The 22,995-nt window shown below is 51.5% G+C and carries 16 protein-coding genes; 7 read left to right on the forward strand and 9 right to left on the reverse strand.

Annotated elements, in window-relative coordinates:
• The first annotated feature begins 7 nt into the window (after nucleotides 1-7).
• A complete protein-coding gene (gene ssuC, locus A9587_RS06520; RefSeq protein ID WP_000235185.1) occupies nucleotides 8-799 on the forward strand; it encodes an aliphatic sulfonate ABC transporter permease SsuC in 792 nt (263 codons plus the stop codon).
• Nucleotides 796-1,563, forward strand: a complete 768-nt coding sequence (gene ssuB, locus A9587_RS06525) for an aliphatic sulfonates ABC transporter ATP-binding protein (protein WP_001090478.1) — start codon at nucleotides 796-798, stop codon at nucleotides 1,561-1,563. Before ssuC ends, ssuB begins: the two co-directional genes overlap by 4 nt.
• Nucleotides 1,564-1,668: 105 nt before the next feature.
• On the opposite strand, the gene pepN is transcribed toward ssuB, so the two are convergent.
• Nucleotides 1,669-4,281, reverse strand: a complete 2,613-nt coding sequence (gene pepN, locus A9587_RS06530) for an aminopeptidase N (RefSeq protein WP_105224795.1) — start codon at nucleotides 4,279-4,281, stop codon at nucleotides 1,669-1,671.
• A gap of 265 nt (nucleotides 4,282-4,546) precedes the next feature.
• Here pepN and pncB point away from each other — a divergent pair, with 265 nt between their 5' ends.
• The 4 genes from pncB (at nucleotide 4,547) to aspC (ending at nucleotide 10,370) form a co-directional block, all read left to right on the forward strand.
• On the forward strand, nucleotides 4,547-5,749 hold the full coding sequence (pncB, locus tag A9587_RS06535; RefSeq protein WP_105263240.1) for a nicotinate phosphoribosyltransferase: 1,203 nt from the start codon (nucleotides 4,547-4,549) through the stop codon (nucleotides 5,747-5,749).
• A gap of 169 nt (nucleotides 5,750-5,918) precedes the next feature.
• The gene (gene asnS, locus A9587_RS06540; RefSeq protein ID WP_000117892.1) at nucleotides 5,919-7,319 is read left to right on the forward strand and encodes an asparagine--tRNA ligase; all 1,401 of its coding nucleotides are present in this window, start codon (nucleotides 5,919-5,921) and stop codon (nucleotides 7,317-7,319) included.
• A gap of 602 nt (nucleotides 7,320-7,921) precedes the next feature.
• Nucleotides 7,922-8,995, forward strand: coding sequence for a porin OmpF (gene ompF, locus A9587_RS06545; RefSeq protein ID WP_000977929.1), 1,074 nt, complete (start codon nucleotides 7,922-7,924; stop codon nucleotides 8,993-8,995).
• A 184-nt stretch (nucleotides 8,996-9,179) separates the two neighbouring features.
• Nucleotides 9,180-10,370 (forward strand): aspartate transaminase, encoded by a 1,191-nt coding sequence (gene aspC, locus A9587_RS06555; protein ID WP_000462674.1) that lies wholly within the window; start codon nucleotides 9,180-9,182, stop codon nucleotides 10,368-10,370.
• A 50-nt stretch (nucleotides 10,371-10,420) separates the two neighbouring features.
• Here aspC and gloC read toward each other — a convergent pair whose 3' ends face one another.
• The 7 genes from gloC to cmoM form a co-directional block, all read right to left on the reverse strand.
• Entirely contained in the window at nucleotides 10,421-11,068 is a 648-nt protein-coding gene (gene gloC, locus A9587_RS06560) for a hydroxyacylglutathione hydrolase GloC (protein ID WP_001109447.1), read from the reverse strand.
• Between the two features lie 26 nt (nucleotides 11,069-11,094).
• Nucleotides 11,095-11,643: a YcbK family protein gene (locus A9587_RS06565; protein ID WP_001516120.1), complete on the reverse strand. Its 549-nt coding sequence runs from the start codon at nucleotides 11,641-11,643 to the stop codon at nucleotides 11,095-11,097.
• 181 nt (nucleotides 11,644-11,824) lie between these two features.
• Nucleotides 11,825-13,657 (reverse strand): L,D-transpeptidase, encoded by a 1,833-nt coding sequence (gene ldtD, locus A9587_RS06570; RefSeq protein ID WP_000925970.1) that lies wholly within the window; start codon nucleotides 13,655-13,657, stop codon nucleotides 11,825-11,827.
• A 256-nt stretch (nucleotides 13,658-13,913) separates the two neighbouring features.
• Nucleotides 13,914-18,374 carry a chromosome partition protein MukB gene (gene mukB / locus A9587_RS06575; protein WP_000572625.1) on the reverse strand — a complete coding sequence of 1,487 codons (4,461 nt, stop codon included), beginning with the start codon at nucleotides 18,372-18,374 and terminating at the stop codon, nucleotides 13,914-13,916.
• Entirely contained in the window at nucleotides 18,374-19,078 is a 705-nt protein-coding gene (gene mukE, locus A9587_RS06580; protein WP_010329756.1) for a chromosome partition protein MukE, read from the reverse strand. Before mukE ends, mukB begins: the two co-directional genes overlap by 1 nt.
• Nucleotides 19,059-20,381: a chromosome partition protein MukF gene (gene mukF / locus A9587_RS06585; RefSeq protein WP_001288861.1), complete on the reverse strand. Its 1,323-nt coding sequence runs from the start codon at nucleotides 20,379-20,381 to the stop codon at nucleotides 19,059-19,061. Before mukF ends, mukE begins: the two co-directional genes overlap by 20 nt.
• Nucleotides 20,378-21,163 (reverse strand): tRNA uridine 5-oxyacetic acid(34) methyltransferase CmoM, encoded by a 786-nt coding sequence (cmoM, locus tag A9587_RS06590; RefSeq protein WP_001516118.1) that lies wholly within the window; start codon nucleotides 21,161-21,163, stop codon nucleotides 20,378-20,380. Before cmoM ends, mukF begins: the two co-directional genes overlap by 4 nt.
• 135 nt (nucleotides 21,164-21,298) lie before the next feature.
• On the opposite strand from cmoM, the gene elyC reads away from it, so the two are divergent.
• A complete protein-coding gene (gene elyC / locus A9587_RS06595; RefSeq protein WP_105224798.1) occupies nucleotides 21,299-22,078 on the forward strand; it encodes an envelope biogenesis factor ElyC in 780 nt (259 codons plus the stop codon).
• Here elyC and A9587_RS06600 read toward each other — a convergent pair.
• Nucleotides 22,055-22,948, reverse strand: a complete 894-nt coding sequence (locus tag A9587_RS06600) for a YcbJ family phosphotransferase (RefSeq protein WP_000436936.1) — start codon at nucleotides 22,946-22,948, stop codon at nucleotides 22,055-22,057. The two genes, elyC and A9587_RS06600, sit on opposite strands and share 24 nt — an antisense overlap.
• Between the last annotated feature and the right edge of the window lie 47 nt (nucleotides 22,949-22,995).

The raw sequence follows: 22,995 nt of genomic DNA on the forward strand, positions 1-22,995 counted from the left end.
GAAAATGATGGCAACGCCAGTGAAGAAGTGGTTATTGCGCGTTGCCCCCTGGTTTTTACCGGTGGGCATCGTGGCGGTGTGGCAACTGGCCTCCTCGGTTGGCTGGCTGTCGACGCGTATTTTGCCCTCTCCGGAAGGAGTGGTGGCCGCGTTCTGGACGCTCTCGGCCAGCGGTGAGCTTTGGCAGCATCTGGCGATCAGCTCCTGGCGGGCGCTGATTGGTTTTTCGATTGGCGGATCGCTGGGGTTGATTCTGGGATTGATTAGCGGCCTGTCGCGCTGGGGAGAACGGTTGCTGGACAGCTCAATTCAAATGTTGCGCAACGTGCCGCATCTGGCGCTGATCCCGCTGGTGATTTTGTGGTTTGGCATTGATGAGTCTGCAAAAATTTTCCTGGTAGCGCTCGGCACGCTGTTCCCCATTTATATCAATACCTGGCACGGCATCCGTAATATCGATCGCGGGCTGGTGGAGATGGCGCGTAGCTATGGCTTATCCGGCTTGCCGCTGTTTGTGCATGTGATCCTGCCTGGTGCCCTGCCCTCAATTATGGTCGGCGTGCGTTTTGCGTTGGGCCTGATGTGGCTGACGCTGATTGTTGCCGAAACCATCTCTGCCAATTCTGGCATTGGTTATCTGGCGATGAATGCGCGGGAGTTTCTGCAAACGGATGTCGTCGTCGTCGCCATTATTCTCTACGCCCTGCTCGGCAAACTTGCTGACATTAGCGCCCAATTGCTAGAGCGTCTCTGGTTGCGCTGGAACCCGGCTTATCATCTGAAGGAGGCCACGGCATGAATACTGCCCGTCTGAACCAGGGTACACCACTGCTACTTAATGCGGTGAGCAAACATTACGCAGAAAATATCGTGCTGAATCAACTGGATTTGCATATTCCGGCAGGTCAGTTTGTGGCTGTTGTTGGTCGTAGCGGCGGCGGTAAAAGTACTCTGCTGCGTCTGCTGGCGGGGCTGGAAACACCAACCGCAGGTGATGTACTGGCGGGTATAACACCGCTGGCCGAGATTCAGGATGATACGCGGATGATGTTTCAGGATGCGCGTCTGCTGCCATGGAAATCGGTGATTGATAACGTTGGGTTAGGTCTTAAAGGCCAATGGCGCGATGCGGCGCATCAGGCACTGGCTGCGGTAGGGCTGGAAAATCGTGCCGGGGAATGGCCTGCCGCACTTTCTGGCGGGCAGAAACAGCGTGTGGCGCTGGCAAGAGCGTTGATTCATCGTCCGGGTTTATTGTTGCTCGATGAACCGCTGGGCGCACTGGACGCCTTAACGCGACTGGAGATGCAGGATTTAATTGTGTCACTTTGGCAGGAGCACGGCTTTACCGTCTTGCTGGTGACGCATGATGTGAGCGAAGCGGTAGCGATGGCTGACCGGGTGCTGTTGATTGAAGAGGGAAAGATTGGCCTGGATTTGACGGTGGATATTCCTCGCCCGCGCCGATTAGGGTCAGTACGGTTAGCGGAACTGGAAGCGGAAGTGTTACAGCGGGTGATGCAGCGAGGGCATTCTGAACAACCAATTCGGCGTCATGGTTAACATGCCAGATGCGGCGTGAACGCCTTATCAGCCTACAAAACCAACAATTCCAACGGGTTTGTAGGCCTGATAAGACGCGCCAGCGTCGCATCAGGCACTTTTGTATTAAGCCAGTGCTTTGGTGATCTTCTCGTAAAGATCGCCAGAGAGATTATCCAACCCTTTCAATTGTTCCAGCGCCGCACGCATTTTCTCCTGACGTTTGACATCGTAACGTTTCAGGCGAATCAGCGGCTCAATCAAACGTGAAGCCACCTGCGGATTACGGCGGTTCAGATCGGTGAGCATTTCCACCAGGAACTGGTAACCACTGCCATCTTCAGCATGGAACGCTGCCAGGTTGCTGCCTGCAAACGCACCAATCAACGAACGAATACGGTTCGGGTTGCTCATGGTGAATGAGCGATGCTGTAACAGACCACGCACCGTCTCCAGCACATTCGCCGCTGGACTGGTGGCTTGCAGGATAAACCATTTATCCATCACCAGACCGTCCTGATGCCACCTGTCGTCGTACTCCTGCATCAACGCGTCACGGCACGGTAACTGCGCAGCAACCGCCGCCGAAAGTGCCGCCAGCGAATCGGTCATATTGTTCGCTTTATGGAACTGCTTACTCACTAACACGTCAGCCAGATGCGTTTCACCAAAGGCGAGGAAGCGCAGGCAGGCATTACGCAGAGTACGTTTCGCAATGTCTTCATGTTCAACACGATACTCACTCTGGTGATTGGCGTTATAGATAGCCAACAATTCATCCGCCAGTTCAGTCGCCAGTGTACGGGTGAGTGCTTCGCGAACTTCGGCAATGGCAATCGGATCGATGATATCGAATAGTTCCGCCATTTCATTGACAGAAGGCAGTGTCAGGATTTCTGCCGCCAGCGCCGGGTCGATCTTCTCATCGAGCAGCACAGCGCGGAAAGCATCTGCAACATGTGCTGGCAGCGATAACGGCTGCCCTTGTTGATGACGGGCGACATTCAGTTTGATGTACGTTGCCAGCAGACTTTGCGCCGCATCCCAGCGGGAAAAATCATTGCGCGCATGACGCATCAGGAAGGTCAGTTGCTGATCGCTCCATTTATATTCCAGTTTCACCGGCGCGGAAAATTCACACAGCAGTGCAGGCACCGGCTGGAAGTAGACGTTATCAAAAACAAAAGTCTGTTCCGCCTGGGTGACATTCAGCACTGAATTGACCGGATGACCGTCCTTCTGCAACGGGATTACTTTGCCCTCGTTGTCATACAACTCAATAGCAAACGGAATATGCAGCGGCAGTTTTTCTGCCTGATCTGGCGTAGCTGGCGTGCGCTGACTGATGGTCAGGGTGTACTGCTCAGTTTCTGGATCGTAGTCGTCTTTAACAGTCACAATCGGCGTGCCGGACTGGCTGTACCAACGGCGGAAATGAGAGAGATCGACATTTGACGCATCTTCCATCGCCTGGACGAAATCGTCACAGGTTGCCGCACTGCCATCATGACGCTCGAAATAGAGCTGCATCCCTTTCTGGAAATTTTCTTCGCCCAGCAGGGTGTGGATCATTCGAATCACTTCTGCGCCCTTCTCGTAAACGGTCAGGGTATAGAAGTTGTTCATCTCAATGACCATGTCCGGGCGGATTGGGTGAGCCATTGGGCTGGCGTCTTCCGCAAACTGCAACCCGCGCATGGTGCGCACATTGTTGATGCGATTAACGGCACGGGAACCCAGGTCAGAGCTGAACTCCTGATCGCGGAACACGGTTAAACCTTCTTTCAGGCTAAGCTGGAACCAGTCGCGGCAAGTCACACGGTTACCGGTCCAGTTGTGGAAATATTCATGGCCAATAACGCGTTCAATGTCGAGATAATCTTTGTCGGTAGCGGTGTCGGTGCGCGCCAGTACATATTTGGAGTTAAAGATGTTAAGACCTTTATTCTCCATTGCGCCCATGTTGAAGAAGTCCACGGCAACGATCATATAAATATCAAGGTCATACTCCAGACCAAAGCGCTCTTCATCCCACTTCATGGAATTTTTCAGCGAGGTCATCGCCCACGGCGCGCGGTCAAGGTTGCCGCGATCGACATACAACTCCAGCGCCACTTCGCGGCCAGAACGCGTGGTGAAGGTGTCGCGTAGCACATCAAAATCGCCTGCCACCAGCGCAAACAGATAGCACGGTTTCGGGAACGGGTCCTGCCACTGTACCCAGTGACGTCCGTTTTCCAACTCACCTTGCGCAACGCGGTTACCGTTGGAAAGCAGGAACGGGTATTTGGTTTTATCGGCAATAATTTTAGTCGTAAAACGCGCCAGCACGTCCGGGCGATCGAGATAGTACGTAATGTGGCGGAAACCTTCGGCTTCACACTGGGTGCAAAGCGCATCGCCTGACTGGTAAAGCCCTTCCAGTGCAGTGTTGGACGCAGGGCTAATTTCATTAACGATCTTGAGCGTAAAACGCTCCGGTAAATTACTGATGACCAGTGCGCCCTCTTCTTCTTTCCAGGCGGACCACGGCTCATCATTAATATGAATAGAGACCAGTTTAAGATCTTCGCCGTCAAGACGAAGTGGAGCATCTGATGCACCATGACGGACAGCCTGGCTGATCGCGGTAACCACCGTCTTTTGCGCGTCCAGGTCAAAGGTCAAGTCAATATCAGTAATCTGGTAATCCGGCGCACGATAATCGTGACGGTATTTGGCTTGTGGCTGTTGAGTCATAAATAACCTTTAGCATCTTTTATAGAGTCAGGTGTTCAGTCTATTCCTGTTGTATAAATCTCGCTACGCAGAATCTTCATCTTTTCAGGTACAAACGCTTTTATTGCTACATTTTTATAACATACAGAGCGCAACGCCATCGACCATAAACGTGGCATATGGTGTGATCGGGGTTCAATAAATTGCGAAACAAGGTATACTCCAGCAGTTCCTGAAGATGTTTATTGTACTAAACGCTCCCGTACGAGGACGCTACTGCGCACCTATGACACAATTCGCTTCTCCTGTTCTGCACTCGCTGCTGGATACAGATGCTTATAAGTTGCATATGCAGCAAGCCGTGTTTCATCACTATTATGATGTGCATGTCGCGGCGGAGTTTCGTTGCCGAGGTGACGATCTGCTGGGTATTTATGCCGATGCTATTCGTGAACAGGTCCAGGCGATGCAGCGTCTGCGCCTGCAGGATGATGAATATCAATGGCTCTCTGCCCTGCCTTTTTTTAAGGCCGACTACCTCAACTGGTTGCGCGAGTTCCGCTTTAACCCGGAACAGGTCACCGTCACCAACGATAACGGCAAGCTGGATATTCGTTTAAGCGGTCCGTGGCGTGAAGTCATCCTCTGGGAAGTTCCTTTGCTGGCGGTCATCAGTGAACTGGTACATCGCTACCGCTCACCGCAGGCCGACGTTGCGCAAGCCCTTGATACGCTGGAAAGCAAATTAGTCGACTTCTCGGCGTTAACTGCCGATCTCGATATGTCGCGCTTCCATCTGATGGATTTCGGCACCCGCCGACGTTTTTCCCGCGAAGTCCAGGAAACCATCGTTCAACGTTTGCAACAAGAATCCTGGTTCGTTGGCACCAGTAACTACGATCTGGCGCGTCAGCTTTCCCTCACGCCAATGGGAACTCAGGCTCACGAATGGTTCCAGGCGCATCAACAAATCAGCCCGGATCTTGCCAACAGCCAACGTGCCGCACTTGCCGCATGGCTCAATGAATATCCCGATCAACTGGGAATTGCGTTAACCGATTGCATTACTATGGACGCATTCTTGCGTGATTTCGGCGTGGAATTTGCCAGCCGCTATCAGGGGCTGCGTCATGACTCTGGCGACCCGGTAGAATGGGGCGAAAAAGCCATTGCGCATTATGAGACGCTGGGAATCAACCCTCAGAGCAAAACGCTGGTTTTCTCTGACAATCTGGATTTACGCAAAGCGGTCGAGCTTTATCGCCACTTCTCTTCCCGTGTGCAATTAAGTTTTGGTATAGGTACACGCCTGACCTGCGATATCCCCCAAGTCAAGCCACTGAATATTGTGATTAAGCTGGTGGAGTGTAACGGTAAACCTGTGGCGAAACTTTCTGACAGTCCTGGCAAAACAATCTGCCACGACAAGGCGTTTGTTCGCGCACTTCGTAAAGCGTTCGACCTTCCGCACATTAAAAAAGCCAGTTAATATCATCAGGGAGCCATAACGGCTCCCTTTTTTACCTTTAATTCCGAAATCTTTCGCTGCATCTGCGAATTCTGCTTGTCTGATTGCGGATGCCAGGTAACATAGGTATCCCCCCATTTCACGGGTGGACAAGTGTTTATTTTTTCCGACTATTAACAGAGAGAATATTATGAGCGTTGTGCCTGTAGCCGACGTACTCCAGGGCCGCGTAGCCGTTGACAGCGAAGTCACCGTGCGCGGATGGGTACGTACCCGCCGAGATTCAAAAGCTGGCATCTCCTTCCTCGCCGTTTATGACGGTTCCTGCTTTGATCCTGTACAGGCTGTCATCAATAATTCTCTGCCCAATTACAATGAAGACGTACTGCGTCTGACCACCGGTTGCTCGGTCATTGTGACGGGTAAAGTCGTGGCGTCGCCGGGCCAGGGGCAACAATTTGAAATTCAGGCCAGCAATGTTGAAGTCGCTGGTTGGGTTGAAGATCCAGACACTTACCCGATGGCAGCAAAACGCCACAGCATTGAGTATCTGCGTGAAGTCGCTCACCTGCGTCCACGTACCAACCTGATTGGTGCCGTTGCGCGCGTTCGCCACACGCTGGCGCAGGCACTGCATCGATTCTTTAACGAACAAGGTTTCTTCTGGGTTTCTACACCGCTGATCACCGCGTCCGATACCGAAGGCGCTGGCGAAATGTTCCGTGTTTCAACACTGGATCTGGAAAACCTGCCACGTAACGATCAGGGCAAAGTTGATTTCGACAAAGATTTCTTCGGTAAAGAGTCGTTCCTGACCGTATCAGGCCAGTTAAACGGCGAGACTTATGCCTGTGCGCTGTCTAAAATTTATACCTTCGGCCCGACTTTCCGTGCAGAAAACTCCAACACCAGCCGTCACTTGGCGGAATTCTGGATGCTGGAGCCGGAAGTCGCGTTTGCTAACCTGAACGATATCGCCGGCCTGGCAGAAGCCATGCTGAAATACGTCTTTAAAGCGGTTCTCGAAGAACGTGCTGACGATATGAAATTCTTCGCTGAACGCGTGGATAAAGATGCAGTTTCACGTCTGGAGCGTTTCATTGAGGCAGACTTCGCGCAGGTGGATTATACCGACGCGGTAACCATCCTCGAAAACTGCGGTAAGAAATTTGAAAACCCGGTTTACTGGGGTGTGGATCTCTCTTCCGAGCATGAACGTTACCTGGCAGAAGAACACTTTAAAGCGCCGGTAGTCGTGAAAAACTATCCGAAAGACATTAAAGCGTTCTACATGCGCCTTAACGAAGACGGTAAAACCGTTGCAGCAATGGACGTTCTGGCTCCGGGTATCGGTGAGATCATTGGTGGTTCCCAGCGTGAAGAGCGTCTGGACGTTCTGGACGAACGTATGCTGGAGATGGGCCTGAATAAAGAAGATTACTGGTGGTATCGCGATCTGCGTCGCTACGGTACTGTTCCACATTCCGGTTTCGGTCTTGGTTTTGAACGCCTGATCGCCTACGTGACTGGCGTTCAAAACGTGCGTGACGTAATTCCGTTCCCACGCACTCCACGTAACGCCAGTTTCTAATTTAACTTTTCCGAGAGCCAGCACCCGCTGGCTCTTTTTTATCCCCTTCTGTCAAGTTATCTGTTTGTTAAGTCAATCAATCTAATTGCAACCCTGCCAAAGCAATCTTCCTGTTACGGAATGTTTCTTTGCAACATTTGCGAACAAAAAATAACCCATAGCCTTATTGCGGATTAGTCATTTCTTATCTGATAGCACAATTTTTATACTTATTATTGGCTTTCTGGATGGCTGAAAGTGTATTAGAGAGAAGTCACAGAGAGAAATCATCAGAAAGAAAATTTCTGTTTAGTTAGATTTAATATAAGTAAATCATATACATATATAAGATCCGCCATAAATATCATTAAATCCTGGTGGAAATATGACGGTGTTCACAAAGTTCCTTAAAATTAATATTTAGTTACGCATTTTTTCTTTTTGTAACTATATCTTTATCTTTGTAGCACTTTCACGGTAGCGAAACGTTAGTTTGAATGGAAAGATGCCTGCAGATACATAAAGACACCAAACTTTCATCAATAGCTCCGTAAATATTTATTGACGAAACTTATTGACGGCAGTGGCAGGTGTCATAAAAAAAACCATGAGGGTAATAAATAATGATGAAGCGCAACATTCTGGCAGTGATCGTCCCTGCTCTGTTAGTAGCAGGAACTGCAAACGCTGCAGAAATCTATAACAAAGATGGCAACAAAGTAGATCTGTACGGTAAAGCTGTCGGTCTGCACTATTTTTCCAAGGGTAACGGTGAAAACAGTTACGGTGGCAATGGCGATATGACCTATGCCCGTCTTGGTTTTAAAGGGGAAACTCAAATCAATTCTGATCTGACCGGTTACGGTCAGTGGGAATACAACTTCCAGGGTAACAACTCTGAGGGTTCTGATGCCCAAAATGGCAACAAAACCCGTCTGGCGTTCGCTGGTCTGAAATTTGCTGATGCTGGCTCAATCGATTACGGTCGTAACTATGGTGTTGTTTATGACGCACTGGGTTACACCGATATGCTGCCGGAATTTGGTGGTGACACTGCATACAGCGATGACTTCTTCGTTGGTCGTGTTGGCGGCGTTGCAACTTACCGTAACTCCAACTTCTTTGGTCTGGTTGACGGCCTGAACTTCGCTGTTCAGTACCTGGGTAAAAACGAACGCGACACCGCACGTCGTTCTAACGGCGACGGTGTTGGCGGCTCCATCAGCTACGAATTCGAAGGCTTTGGTATCGTTGGTGCTTATGGTGCTGCTGACCGTACAAACTTGCAGGAAGCCCAACCTCTCGGCCAGGGTAAAAAAGCTGAACAGTGGGCTACTGGCCTGAAGTACGATGCGAACAACATCTACCTGGCAGCAAACTACGGTGAAACCCGTAACGCTACGCCGATCACCGGCGGCTTTGCTAACAAAACGCAAGATATCCTGTTAGTTGCACAATACCAGTTTGACTTCGGTCTGCGTCCGTCCATCGCTTACACCAAATCTAAAGCGAAAGACGTAGAAGGTGGTATCGGTGATGTTGATCTGGTGAACTATGTTGAAGTGGGCGCAACCTACTACTTCAACAAAAACATGTCTACCTATGTTGACTACATCATCAACCAGATCGATTCTGACAACAAACTGGGCGTAGGTTCTGACGACACAGTTGCTGTGGGTATCGTTTACCAGTTCTAATAGCAGACCTCTTTGTTAAATGCCGAAAAAACAGGACTTTGGTCCTGTTTTTTTTATGCCTTCCAGAGCAATCTCACGTCTTGCAAAAACAGCCGGCGTTTTCATCAGTAATAGTTGGAATTTTGTAAATCTCCCGTTACCCTGATAGCGGACTTCCCTTCTGTAACCATAATGGAACCTCGTCATGTTTGAGAACATTACCGCCGCTCCTGCCGACCCGATTCTGGGCCTGGCCGATCTGTTTCGTGCCGATGAACGTCCCGGCAAAATTAACCTCGGGATTGGTGTCTATAAAGATGAGACGGGCAAAACCCCGGTACTGACCAGCGTTAAAAAGGCTGAACAGTATCTGCTCGAAAATGAAACCACCAAAAACTACCTCGGCATTGACGGTATTCCTGAATTTGGTCGTTGCACCCAGGAACTGCTGTTTGGTAAAGGTAGCGCCCTAATCAACGACAAACGCGCCCGCACAGCTCAGACCCCTGGTGGTACTGGTGCGTTACGCGTGGCTGCCGATTTCCTGGCAAAAAATACCGACGTTAAGCGTGTGTGGGTGAGCAACCCTAGCTGGCCGAACCATAAGAGCGTCTTTAACTCTGCAGGTCTGGAAGTACGTGAATACGCTTATTACGACGCGGAAAAACATACTCTGGACTTCGACGCCCTGATTAACAGTCTGAACGAAGCCCAGGCTGGCGACGTGGTGCTGTTCCACGGTTGCTGCCATAACCCAACCGGCATTGATCCTACACTGGAGCAATGGCAAACGCTGGCGCAGCTTTCCGTTGAGAAAGGCTGGTTACCGCTGTTTGACTTTGCTTACCAGGGTTTTGCTCGCGGTCTGGAAGAAGATGCTGAAGGTCTGCGCGTTTTCGCAGCTCTGCATAAAGAACTGATCGTCGCCAGTTCCTACTCTAAAAACTTTGGTCTGTACAACGAGCGTGTAGGCGCATGTACGCTGGTTGCTGCGGACAGTGAAACCGTGGATCGCGCATTCAGCCAGATGAAAGCGGCGATTCGTGCGAACTATTCTAACCCACCCGCGCACGGAGCTTCGGTTGTTGCCACTATCCTGAGTAATGATGCGTTACGTGCTATCTGGGAACAAGAGCTGACTGATATGCGTCAGCGTATTCAGCGTATGCGTCAATTGTTCGTTAATACGCTGCAGGAAAAAGGCGCAAACCGCGACTTCAGTTTCATTATCAAACAAAACGGCATGTTCTCTTTTAGCGGTCTGACTAAAGAACAGGTACTGCGTCTGCGTGAAGAGTTTGGCGTGTATGCTGTGGCTTCCGGTCGTGTGAACGTAGCCGGGATGACGCCAGACAACATGGCTCCGCTGTGCGAAGCGATTGTGGCTGTGCTGTAAGCATTAAAACCAATGAAGCCCGCTGTGAAAGCGGGCTTTTTTATGCGCCTTTACCAGACGGGAATTTCGTCTTGCAGGAAGGGGTTATGCAACCGTTCATAGCCGAGGGTGGATAACGGCCCGTGCCCTGGAATAAACGTCACATCATCGCCAAGCGGCAGCAGTTTATCTTTGATAGAGGAGATCAGTTGATTATGGTCGCCACGTGGGAAGTCACTGCGCCCTACTCCACCTTTGAAAATGACGTCGCCAGAAATCAGCAGTTTTGACTGATTATCAAAAAAGACCACATGACCCGGTGTATGCCCTGGGCAATGTAACACCTGTAAAGTCACATTCCCTATGCTGATCGTGTCGCCTTCATTCAGCCAACGATCCGGCGTCAGTGGCTGACACTCATCCAGGCCAAACATGCGGCTTTGCGCAGGCAAGCCTTGCAGCCAGAACTCATCTTCCTTTTCCGGACCAAGTACTGGCACGCCGTAATGTTTTGCCAGTTCCGCCGCTGCACCAACGTGATCCAGATGGCCATGTGTCAGTAGGATCTGCATCAGCGTCAGGCCGCTGGCATCAACTTCCTGTTTAATTTTTTCCGCATCACCGCCAGGATCAACCAGTGCTGCCAGGCGAGTTTGTTCACACCAGATCAATGAGCAGTTCTGGGAGAATGCAGTGACCGGAATAATACGATAATTCATACTGCCCCTGTTTCGTTAAGCGATTGCTACCAGTGCCGTGCAGGTCCGGTATCAATATGCACAAAGTTACTACGTGGGTAATATCCTACACCACCTGCGCGCATAGATAACGCGGCTTTGCGAATATTGCTTAACGCGACGCCTTCAATATGGAAATCCATCGCCTGGCCTTTGGTGTGATAGCTTTTCTTCGCTACTCCACGGCTGTGTGCGCGTAATTCATTATTGGTGTCGATAGAACGGTAACCAGAAATTAACTGTACCGGCTTGCGAGTACCTAACAGGCCTTGCAGGCGATACAACTGGTCGAATAATCCTGGATCGATGGACTTTATTTTGTTCGCGCGGAAATCGCGGAAAAAATGGTTTAGTTTTGCCAATTCTTCCTGAATATAGCCTCTGCCATCGAAAAACTCCGCTTTAATTGACTCTCCAGTATGGAGATTGTTGAGTGTCAAAATACGCGGGCGTGGGGTGGAGAGTGTCGCAAACGCAGGGGTCGGCAAGATGGCAGCACCAAGTGCAACACCACCAAGCGCCAGTAGTTTGCGGCGATTAGCGTCGAATTTGTCCATGGTAATCAAGTCTACAGGTCAATGTTATCGTTTATATGCACTTCTGGCGCACAAGAGTGCACCTTAACCGCCCATAAAGCTAACGTCAAGGTGACTCAACCCCAGCAGTGATGGGGGCTACCAGGAATAGCCCCCAATCATGCCAATTATTACGACAACTGATTTCCCCGAACTACTTCATTTACCTGATTAATTGTTCCGCTTTCGATACAATTTGCGAGCTGGATCGCGCAGGCAGATCATAATTGTAAATATCTGTACGATATTGAGTACGCCCATCTGCGCCGACAAATGCTGTCAGGTAGTAGAGATTAACCGGGATAGACTGACGGATATTGACGTAACGGGTATCTCCCTGCTTCAGAGCATCGGAAATACGCTTGTCATTCCAGCCTGCATCCTGCAACAGCATGTTTGCCAGATCGGATGCCTTATTCACCCTCACACAGCCAGAGCTCAACGCACGCGTATCACGCTTGAACAGATTGTGATTAGGCGTGTCATGTAAGTAGATAGCGTCTGAACTCGGCATATTAAATTTATACCGTCCTAGCGAATTTCGTGGGCCTGGAGCTTGCTGAAAGCGGAACGGTAAATTCGACGCGGTAATCGTCGACCAGTCAACCTGCCACGGGTCAATTGCTTCTTTGCTGTTCCAGCCACGCATCACCGTATAGCCATGGCTTTCCAGATAGCCCGGATCATTACGCACTTTCGGCAGAATATCTTTGCGTGCCAGCGTCGGCGGTACGTTCCACGGCGGATTCACTACCACATTGTTTAAGGCACTGCTCATCATTGGTGTTTTGCGGTCAGGACGGCCGACAATCACCCGCGAGTCCAGCACCTGATTACCGTTCTGGTAATAGACCAAAGAATAGGCCGGTATATTGACCATGATGCCGGTAGAAAGCTCCGCAGGCAGCAAACGTAAACGCTGGATGTTGAGCGCCAACACACCTGCACGCTGTGCAGGTGTCACATTGAGCCAATCACGTGTGGCTGGACCAATAGCACCATCTGCCCCCAATCCTTGCCATGCCTGAAAACGTTTAACCGCTTCAACAAGCTCATTATCGTAGGCGGCACGTACAGTTGGCTTAGGTTTACTAAGAAACTTTGTTTGCTTTTCCGCAGTTTCGACGGCAACGGCAGATGGGCTAACGACTGCATCAGCGGGTGTTTCATCGCCAGGCAGCGTAATTTTCGGCCCACCATCGAGCATACCTGTGCGCTGCAATATTTCGCGCAGTGCTGGTACGTCATTACTCCACTGGCCAGGACGCAACGTTGCTTTACCGGTCAGTTGTGGCCACGGTTTGGTATCACTGAGCAAGGTCAGTAAAGATTCATGCATCGCGGCATATTGCGGATGCTGCGGTGCCAGTCCTGCAACAAACGTTGGCAATTGGCCATTATTTAGCGCCACCTGCCATTGGTTAATGACCGAGAGCGGTGGTGTTGAGAGTGCATAAGGTTTACTGCTGTATAGCCAGCGCGTGCCTTTGACCGGAATGTTAGCAACGAAATGAAGGTAACCCAGCATTGCATCCGACAACACTACGTCACGTGCCAGACCGTTAACGCCTGGGTCAGTCAGTAACTCTACCCATTTATTAAACTGCGGCTGAAAACCGGCAATCGCCACTTCCGCCAGTTGCTGCTGGAAAGCTTTAACCGCATCACGGTTTTCCCACATCGGCTGCATATCACGTGCGGCATACAGCAGTTGAAGCTGGTTAAGATAAACCGGCTTATAACCTGCGGGTAATTGAGATTCGATTTGTGTGCGAGCGTTTTCCGCCGCACCCTCTGGTAGCGGTTGGATCCCCGCCATAATTGCCGTCGCTTGCGCTTGCGGCAGTACATCTCCCTGTTCGCTGACAGCCACCGGGCTGTCGCCAGGGATTACTTCAGGCTCATCAGCCTGCACACTGAACAGTGGAGCGAATGTTACGGCCAGACAAAAACTTATTGCCGAAAGCCGACGACCACACATCATGTTAAGCAACATCCCTTGCCCCCTGTTTTTATCATACTTTGAATAGCCAGGCTGCTTTTCTCTACTTGCCTGTACAACGCCAATACTCACGAAAGTATGACGAGCAAGCCTGTTACTTATCAGGCTTACCTTCAGTATATAAACGTCGATACGTTTTTACACAACCTAATGTAAAGAAGTTTAAAGAAAAGCGCACCGTAATGCGGAATTTTTTTAGTGCAGAAACGGAGTTTTCGAAAAAAAAGGCGACATCGCTGCCGCCTTAATCTTAACTTGCCTGGGAAGACGCTTCGTCAGTTCCTGGAAGCGTTTCAGGAAGCTGCGGCGCAAAGCCACGCAAACCAACCACATGTACGTGTTCGGTATTCTGGAATACCTTACGCACCAGTTTGTAGGTGGTGCCTTTTTCCGGACTAATATTTTCTGGTGCCGCGATGATGAGCTGCATTTGCAAACGCTCACACAATTCAAACAACGTGGCGATAGAACGGGCATCCAGGCGCGCTGCTTCATCGAGGAACAGCAGACGACAAGGAGAAATATCTTTACCGCGCAGACGACGGGATTCATCTTCCCAGCTCTGTACCACCATCACCAGAATCGACATCCCTGTACCGATGGCCTCACCCGTTGACAACGCGCCTGACTCCGCACGCAGCCATCCATCGGAACCACGGTTAACTTCAACTTCCATCTCCAGGTAGTTGCGATAATCCAACAGCTCTTCACCAATGGTCTGCGGCGTGCGCTGCCCCATATCAATTTGCGGGTTAAGGCGCTGATACAGTTTCGCCAGCGCTTCCGAGAAGGTCAGACGGTTGCTGTTAAACAAATCCTGATGTTGTTCATGCTGTTCAGAAAGCACATCCAGCAACATGGCGTGCGTTTCACGCACATTCACGTTCAGACGTACGCTGTTCACCTGGCCGAACGACACGTTCTGCAAGCCCTGGTTAAGCATACGGATACGGTTCTGTTCGCGCTGAATGGTTTTGCGAATAATGTTCGACACACTGCGGGAACTGATCGCCAGTTTCTGCTCACGGGAGGTTAATTCTTCGGTCAGACGGCTAAGTTCGATCTCCATCTGCTCGATAGCTTCTACCGGATCATCGGTACGAATAATATCCTGGCGGATTCGTTCGCGCAGATGCTGGTAAACCGCCACGAAGAACTGGATTTTACGTTCCGGACGTTTTGGATCTTCCGACATACGCAGCACGTCGCGTAGATGTTCGTTATCCGCTACCGCCAGACGCAGCGCACCTAACGCCTTATCCGACATGGAACGCAAATCATCAGCAGAAAGATAAGCCAGCTCGCGACGGTGCAAGCGGCGTTCGACGCCGTTGTCTTTCACCATGCGCATTACCGCGCACCAGCCCGCTTTGGCGGTCACCACCTGCTCGCGCATCTCGTGATAATCACGCTCCAGCTTGCGCAGTTTACGGGTCAGGTTGTCCATCTCCGCTTCGCAGAAGGTGAGCGCTTTTTCCAGTTGGTTGCGACGGGAACGGTTATTACTGAGTTGCGCATGTAGCTCGTCACGGCGAATACGCGCGCGCTCTTCTGCGCCGCTATCGGCACGCACACCGATATCCTGCAATTCGCGTTGCAGATCGTTAAGCAGTTCTTTTTTAGTGTCATAAGAACTTTTCAGCGATGCCAGCACCTGATTGTACTGGTTCAACTGTGTAGCATGACCACGCAGTGCTTCACGAGCACGGGTACGCTCTGCTTCCGCATGTTCCAGACGTTCACGCAATTTTTCGTTGAGATCGCTGTTACCACTGAGCATTTCTGCCGAGTCGGAGTAGCTAAAGTGTGCGCGACGCTGCACCACTTCCGTCAGGGCAAATGCCTGCTGACGGGCATCGCGCTGCATCTGCTGGGAGTATGCGTAATCTTCTTTTAACTGTTCAAACTGTTCCGGATCGCTTTGCAACACTGAAACGATCGGCTCCAGTTTCGCCAGTTGATTACCGAACTGCTGAACAAAACGCGCCGCTTCCTGGGCTTCATCCAGACGTTCGCGGATTTCATCGACGCGATCTGCCAGCGTATCGTCAGCCAACAGGTTAAGGCGCGGCAGGATGCGGTTAAGCGCTGTCACGCCCTCTTTCGCCTGCTCAAACTGAATGCGTTGCTGCTGGTTATCATTTTCATGATTACTCAACGCCCGCTCCAGTTCGACGCGGCGGCTGTTCAGTTGACGGATTTCAGCCTCCGGATCGGACTCAAATGCCACCGCCAGATGGCTGCCGATAAAGCGACTGAAAGCCTGATGCAGGCGCTGAGTTTTCTGTACATCAAAGGAGAGCGTGGCGAAGCGTTCGGAAAGCACTTCACGTTCGGCATGAAGGCTTTCAATACGGCTTTCGCGCGCCGCACGACCAAACAACGGCACTTCAGGGAAGCGCGAATAACGCCACTGACGGTCGGCAATTTTCACCACCACCGCTTTTTCCAGTTCATCAACGCTGAACACGCTGTCATCGAATGACTGCGGATCACCTTCGATCAGATAGAGATCTTCCGGGCAATCGGTTAAACCTTCCAGTTGTTCGGCAATCTGCGACAGATCGGGCACTACGATGGCGTGACGAGAGGGGCCATACAGCGCCGAGAAGTACGGCGCATCTTCCAGGCTAACGTCGTCATAAATTTCTGACAACAGCACGCCGCCAAAACGTTCCGCCAGCGCATTCAGGCGCTGATCTTCAGAGCCCCCCGGCTGACTTAAACGCTCGATCTCTTCGTCAACGGCGTTTTTGCGCGCGCCCACTTCGTCACGTTCAACAATCGCCTCGCGCTCGCGCTCCAGCAACTGTTGCATGTATTCAGTGACATCCTGACTGGAGGTGAACTCTTCACCGCACTGCTCGCTCAACTGATTGAGGCTGTTTTGCGCAGCCAACCAAACCGGCGCACGCTGCATCAGACTCTGAATGCGTGATTGCAGTTGTTCCTGTTCCTGACGCAGCGCCATGCGCTCTTCACGGGCATTAGACACGCTGTCAGAAAGGGAGGCAATGCGTGCTTCCAGTTCCTGATGCAGGGCTTCCAGTTCATCGATATCAAAGTTCTTGCCCTGGCGTTTGCAGAAATCCGCCAGCAGGCGCTCGGCTTCCTGTTGCTCACGCAGGCGCTGTTCCAGTTCGCTTAAGCGCATCCGCAGCGGCTGAACCTGTTCTGCAAGGTGACGTTGTTCGACCCCTTCGCGCAGCAGTTCACGAGCAACATCCCACGCTTCGTTACGCGCCAGCGGACCGTTAATGGCTGCGACTAACTGATAAGCCTGCTCAAACTGGCTATGCGCGGTTTGTGCCATGCTCATTTTCTGCTCAAGAGAGAGCATTTTTTCGGTGGCTTCCAGCTCTTTCGCCTGGAAGGTTTCCAGCCACTCGGCGGCGCTGTCGGCAGTTAAGTCCGGCAGATGACACAGTTCTTTAGCGCGGTTAAGTGCAGTAATCGCCTGGTTGTACTGGATCGCGCGCGTTTGCTGGACGTCCAGTGCCTGCTGGTAGTCAGCAAGCTGGTTTTTCAGCTCGTCCACTTCCAGTTCGGCGGCTTCCGCGCGCGCTTCATTCTCTTCCTGACGTTCGATGGCTTCTGCCACCACTTCGTTTTGCTCTTCGAGACGGATCTGCAATTCATCGAGATCCGCTTCGTAACGTTCGATCTTTTCCTGCTGACGCAGTGCGGTTTGCACGAGGTTCAGGTGATCGCTGGCTGCCTGATAATCTGCTTCCAGATCGCCTTCCGCACCGTTGTGCTCTGCCAGTTCACGCGCCATATCGACGTGTTTGTACTGCTCCGCCGCTAGTTGCTGACGAGAAGTGTGTAGCTCACGACGAAACTCTAGTGCCTTATCCAGATGAACGCGACGTTCGTTGGCGTGACGCATATAGTCCGCCGCCACATAGTTGGTGGCTTCACTGATCAAATGCTTAAACAGGTCGCGATCGGACTGCGTTACACGAATCGCTTCCAGCGTCATGCGGTTTTCACGCAGCGCTGCTTCCATATCCTGGAACGCTTTACGCACGCCGCTGTTTTCTGGCAGCAGATAGTCACGCAGAGAACGGGTAATGGCACTGGAAATACCGCCGTACAGTGAGGCTTCGATCAGACGATAGAATTTACTACGATCAGACGCCGAGCGCAGACGACGCGCAATGATGCCCAGATCGAACATCAGTGAATGGTAATCGGTGATGGAATTGAACTGCTTAAACTGCACGCCTTCCATCGCTTCGAGCTTCTCTTTCAGCTCATTAAGCGGCAGCACGCGCGCCTGGCGTTCGTTCAGGGTTTCTGTCACCAGTTGCGTCGGCAGCACCGACATCGGTAGCCCCTGAATCGCAAACGGTTTGATATCCACTTTACGATCGCGCCCGGCAACCTGTTGCAGACGCACACCGACCACCACGCGCTGATGGCGCGAGTTGATGGTGTCGAGCATCGAATAACAGACGCCCGCTTTTAGCTTACCGTGCAAACCTTTATCGCGCGAACCACTGGTGGCCCCGGCTTCCGTGGTGTTACGGAAGTGCAGCAGGGTCAGGTCAGGAATAAGCGCCGTAACAAACGCCGCCATAGTGGTGGATTTACCTGCACCGTTACCGCCGGAAAGCGTTGTGACCAGCTCATCGAGGTCAAAGGTACGGGCAAAAAAGCCGTTCCAGTTAATCAGCGTCAGTGAGCGAAATTTACCGCGTTCAATCATTATTCTTCCTCTCCGCTATCTGGCTGATTCTCTTCGGTTTCGTCGTTGAGTTGCAGGTGATTTTCCAGCGACATTGCTTCACCATCGCGAATCAGGCGACGTTGGGCTTCGCGCGGATCGTCACCAGCACGCACATCCGCACCAAAACGGAACACCGATTCTGTAATGCGGAACTTGCTGCTGTCGTGGCCCATAAACCACACCATGCCCAAACGACGCAGACGATTTAGCGAAGAACGTACTTTTTCCTGCAACTTCTGGCGGTCAACGTCTGAACCGGTAGAACGGTTGTTTACCAGTTTCAGCAGTTTCGCTTCGTCAGCCAGGGTGAGCAGTTCGTCATACAGTTCCTGCTGAGTAAAGATCCCCTCGTTCGCCAGCCGTTCCGGGCTGAGATAGAGATAACAGAGGATTTTCCCAACCATCATATCCAGTTCGGACAACACGGAACGAGGGATCAACGTGGTGGAACGTGGACGCAAATAGAAGAAACCTTCCGGCGCGCGAATAAGCTCAACGTTATAACGCGCGTAAAACTCTTCCAGGTATTCCTGAAAATCCATCAGGAATGCATGGTTGTCCAGTTCGTCAAGACCGATATGGCGACCTGAACGTAAGGCGCTATCCAGCGCCGGAAATAACGGATTCGCCAGCGCTTGCGCCAGCTTAACCGGCATCACTTGTTCAATATTTGTCGATGACATGCGCCTGTACCTTGGCTCCGTAATCATTAATCGGCTGCCATTTCGCTGGCAGTCCGGTGAAGTCTGCTTGCGCTACGCCGAGGCGTACCGCCTGATCAATAACAATGCGCGCAACATCAAAGTGACGCGCACGCGGATACTGCGCCAGATATTCGCGTACCACCAGACCAAGATCCAGCGGCACTTGTCTGGTTTTATAAACGGCGAGCTGCTCTTCGATGATTGCCGCCAGTTGTTCGCGGATCTCGTTAAACTCTTCGTACTCTAAATCTGGCGGAAGTTCCCCGGTCACTTCTTCGTCACGCAGTGCCATCTCTTCGTCACGCATATCCAGCAGACGATCGGCATTGGCGTAAGTCAGCGCCCACGGGTCATCAAAATAGGTTTGTACCGACTGACGTAATCGCTGGGCAAAGACACGGTTTTTATCCATATCGATCGCGGTACGGATAAATTTATGTACGTGGCGGTCATAACCGATCCATAAATCGATGGATTGCTGACCCCAACTGATAATACGGTCGAGTTTGCTTTGCAGGTCGTACACCAGACGATCGACAAAATGCAGATCGTCATGGGTCATGGTCGCATCCTGGATGCGCAACAGGTTAGCCTGTAATTTGTCGCCCGCCGCTTCCAGCGTATCTTGCAATTCACGCAGCGTACCAGAGGTTTCCGAAAGCAACATTTCACAGCTTGAGATCGCCGCCCGCCAGTCTTTATTCAGTAACTGGGCGATATCGTCTTTCACCTGTTGCTGCTGTTCGTCCATCAGACGTTGCGTCAGGTCGATACTGTCGAAAATTTCTGCTACCGAGTATTTCAGCGGCGCATAGACGTTACGGTGCCAGTGAAACTCATCGCCGCCCTCTTCTGCCGCATCCGCCGCACGCTTCAGTTCGCCTGCTACGATCGACAATTGCATAGAAAGACGCAGCGTAGAAAACTCGCGCTGACGGATGTAGTAATCAGTAATGCCGATGCCGAGCGGCGTCAGACGGTAAATGGCGTTCCCTTCCGCCTGTTCGCTTGTAAAGCGGTTCAGCAGACGTTGACGCACCATATCGTTGATCGCGTTGTTGGCGCGCACGCCGATGGTTTCGCTGGTTTGCTCAAACGCATCACTCACGTGGCGGAATGCATCCACCAGCTCACCTTCACTCATCTCGCCGTCCAGACGCTCGCCGTTCAGCGTGGCCACCGCCAGCAGAAAAGAGAGACGGTCTACCGGCAGCGAGATGGAGAAGTCATTTTTTCTGGCCCAGGCAACCAGTTCGGGGACTGTCTGGGAAAATTCACTCATACTTTATCCTTGCTCTGCGGTTTGCGCGCGGTGACATGAATATAACGCCCCAGGCTAATGTAAGGTTCCTGACGGCAATAACGCGTTTCTAATTCAAGTAATGCTTCGTAGCAATCGCGCTGTTGGTGCTTTTCACGCAGATAATCATGAAACACGCGAACGCCGGTCTTGCCGGTAATTTGCCAGCCAGCTTCTTCCAGCCACTGATATACCTGCGCCGGATCGCGCGGAGAGTCTGGCGAAAGCGTCCGTTTTTTCTTTTTCGGCATTCCCGCCTGCACGTAATCAAAATTCCCTGCAACCATGTTGTGCATCAGCAAACCGTGCGCATTGTAGAACATTAACGACAACATGCCTCCTGGGCGCAACACTGACCACAGAGTCTGTAACACGCTACGGGGGTCAGCGACCCACTCCAGCACCGCATGGAACAATATCAGATCAACGGGCGTTTCCAAATGCGAAGCAACATCCTGAGCAGCGCAATGTATAAATTGCATGTTGCCGCTCACACCTTTTGCTTCTGCCGCCTGCTTTGCGCGGTCGATCATCTGCGCAGAAAGATCGCATAAAATGACCTGATGCCCACGCCCGGCCATTTTGATCGCCGTCTGCCCTTCACCACCGCCAGCATCCAGCACTCGCAATTTTTGCGAGCCTATTTCCGCCAGCACACGATCGAGATCCTGCCACAGAATAGCCTGTCGAAGCTGTCCTTTGGTGGTGCCGTAAATGTTACGGGAAAACTTTTCCGCAATATCATCAAAATTGCGATCCTGCATTGCTTTCTCCACCGGTTGGCTAAGACGTTTTCTGATAAAGGCGCTATTTTGTCACAGCCGAGGCGAGAATGAACCCGTCTGGTGTAATATCACTGCCGATCCCTCGCTATATGGTTAAAAAAGGAACCAGAAAGGATGCTTTTTACACTGAAAAAAGTGATTGGCGGTATGCTGCTGCCACTTCCGCTGATGTTGCTGATTATTGGTGCTGGCCTGGTGCTGCTGTGGTTTAGTCGTTTTCAAAAAACCGGGAAGATATTTATTAGCGTAGGATGGCTGGCACTTTTGTTATTAAGTTTGCAACCGGTAGCAGATCGTCTGCTGCGTCCCATCGAAAGCACCTATCCGACATGGAACAATGTACAAAAAGTGGACTATATAGTGGTGCTGGGCGGCGGCTATACCTGGAACCCGCAGTGGGCGCCAAGTTCAAATTTAATCAATAACAGTCTGCCACGCCTGAATGAAGGCGTGCGTTTGTGGCGTGAAAATCCGGGATCAAAGTTAATCTTCACGGGTGGTGTGGCAAAAACCAATACGGTGAGTACAGCAGAAGTGGGGGCCAGAGTGGCGCAATCGCTGGGTGTCCCACGCGAGCAGATTATTACGCTGGATTTACCGAAAGATACCGAAGAAGAAGCCGCAGCAGTGAAACAGGCAATTGGTGACGCCCCTTTCCTGTTGGTGACCTCTGCGTCTCATTTGCCGCGCGCGATGATCTTTTTTCAACATGCAGGGTTAAATCCGCTACCTGCCCCCGCCAATCAACTGGCAATCGATTCACCGCTTAACCCGTGGGAGCGGGCAATTCCGTCTCCGGTCTGGTTGATGCATAGCGACCGGGCCGGTTATGAAACGCTTGGCCGCATCTGGCAGTGGTTAAAAGGTTCATCAGGCGAGCCACGGCAAGAGTGATTTTGATGCCAGATCGAAGTTGCTCCGACTAAACCGTCCGGTATTGACCAGTTGCGCAACTTCATCCCATAACACATATAGCCAACGTCGCCAGATGAACGACTCCGCCACTGGCGCGCGTTGCAGGTAACTCCAGAGTAAATCTTCTGCCAGCGTATTATCCATTAGTCGGAACAGTTCATACTCTCGCGGTGCCCAAAGCATTAATCCCGGCCCGACCATCGCCAGTAGTTGATCGCTGCGCGAATCTTTCAACATGCTACGCAAACAGAAATTGCCGTGAATCAGCACACAATTGTCGTTAAATCCTTCAAATAATGCAGGAAGACATTCGCGGGTGCGGAACAGAATCCGCTTATCCTGCATGGTTAAACCGGTGTTATTGAACTGATTGAGCGTGGTCCATAACACTTCAATATGTTGCCGATACCAGGAGGGCCAGAAATTTTCCTGGGTATTATCCACTGCGCCAACGCAACCGCGACTGTCCTGTCGGTGCCAGGCCAACAGAGCTTCAACAATTTGCTCTTTCAGATGCTCCCAACGTTCCGGTGTACGTGCAGGTGCTTCCACAGAAACACCACGCATCCGCTCCAGTAACAGGACATCGGGGCCTGGGTGTTCTTCATGTGTCATCACACCATAAATAGTTGGCATACGGATAGTCCCGCTGCGCGCCAGCATGGTGGTTTTCCATGCCAACTGTCGTGCTTGCCCTGGCGTACTAAAGCTTCTTGCCAACAGCGGCATTGGGTTTCCCTGGCTGTCATACAAAGCCCACAACGCCGTATTCGCTTTTTCATTGACACACTCAATACGACTGAGTTTTTCACCCAGTAAATGGCTTAATTCGGCACGCAGCTGTTCCATTCAGATTACCCTCATAAAAGCTACTGCCTTCATAATGAGCGCCAATG

The organism is Escherichia sp. MOD1-EC6162 (assembly GCF_002965125.1).
Classification (GTDB): Bacteria; Pseudomonadota; Gammaproteobacteria; order Enterobacterales; family Enterobacteriaceae; genus Escherichia; species Escherichia marmotae.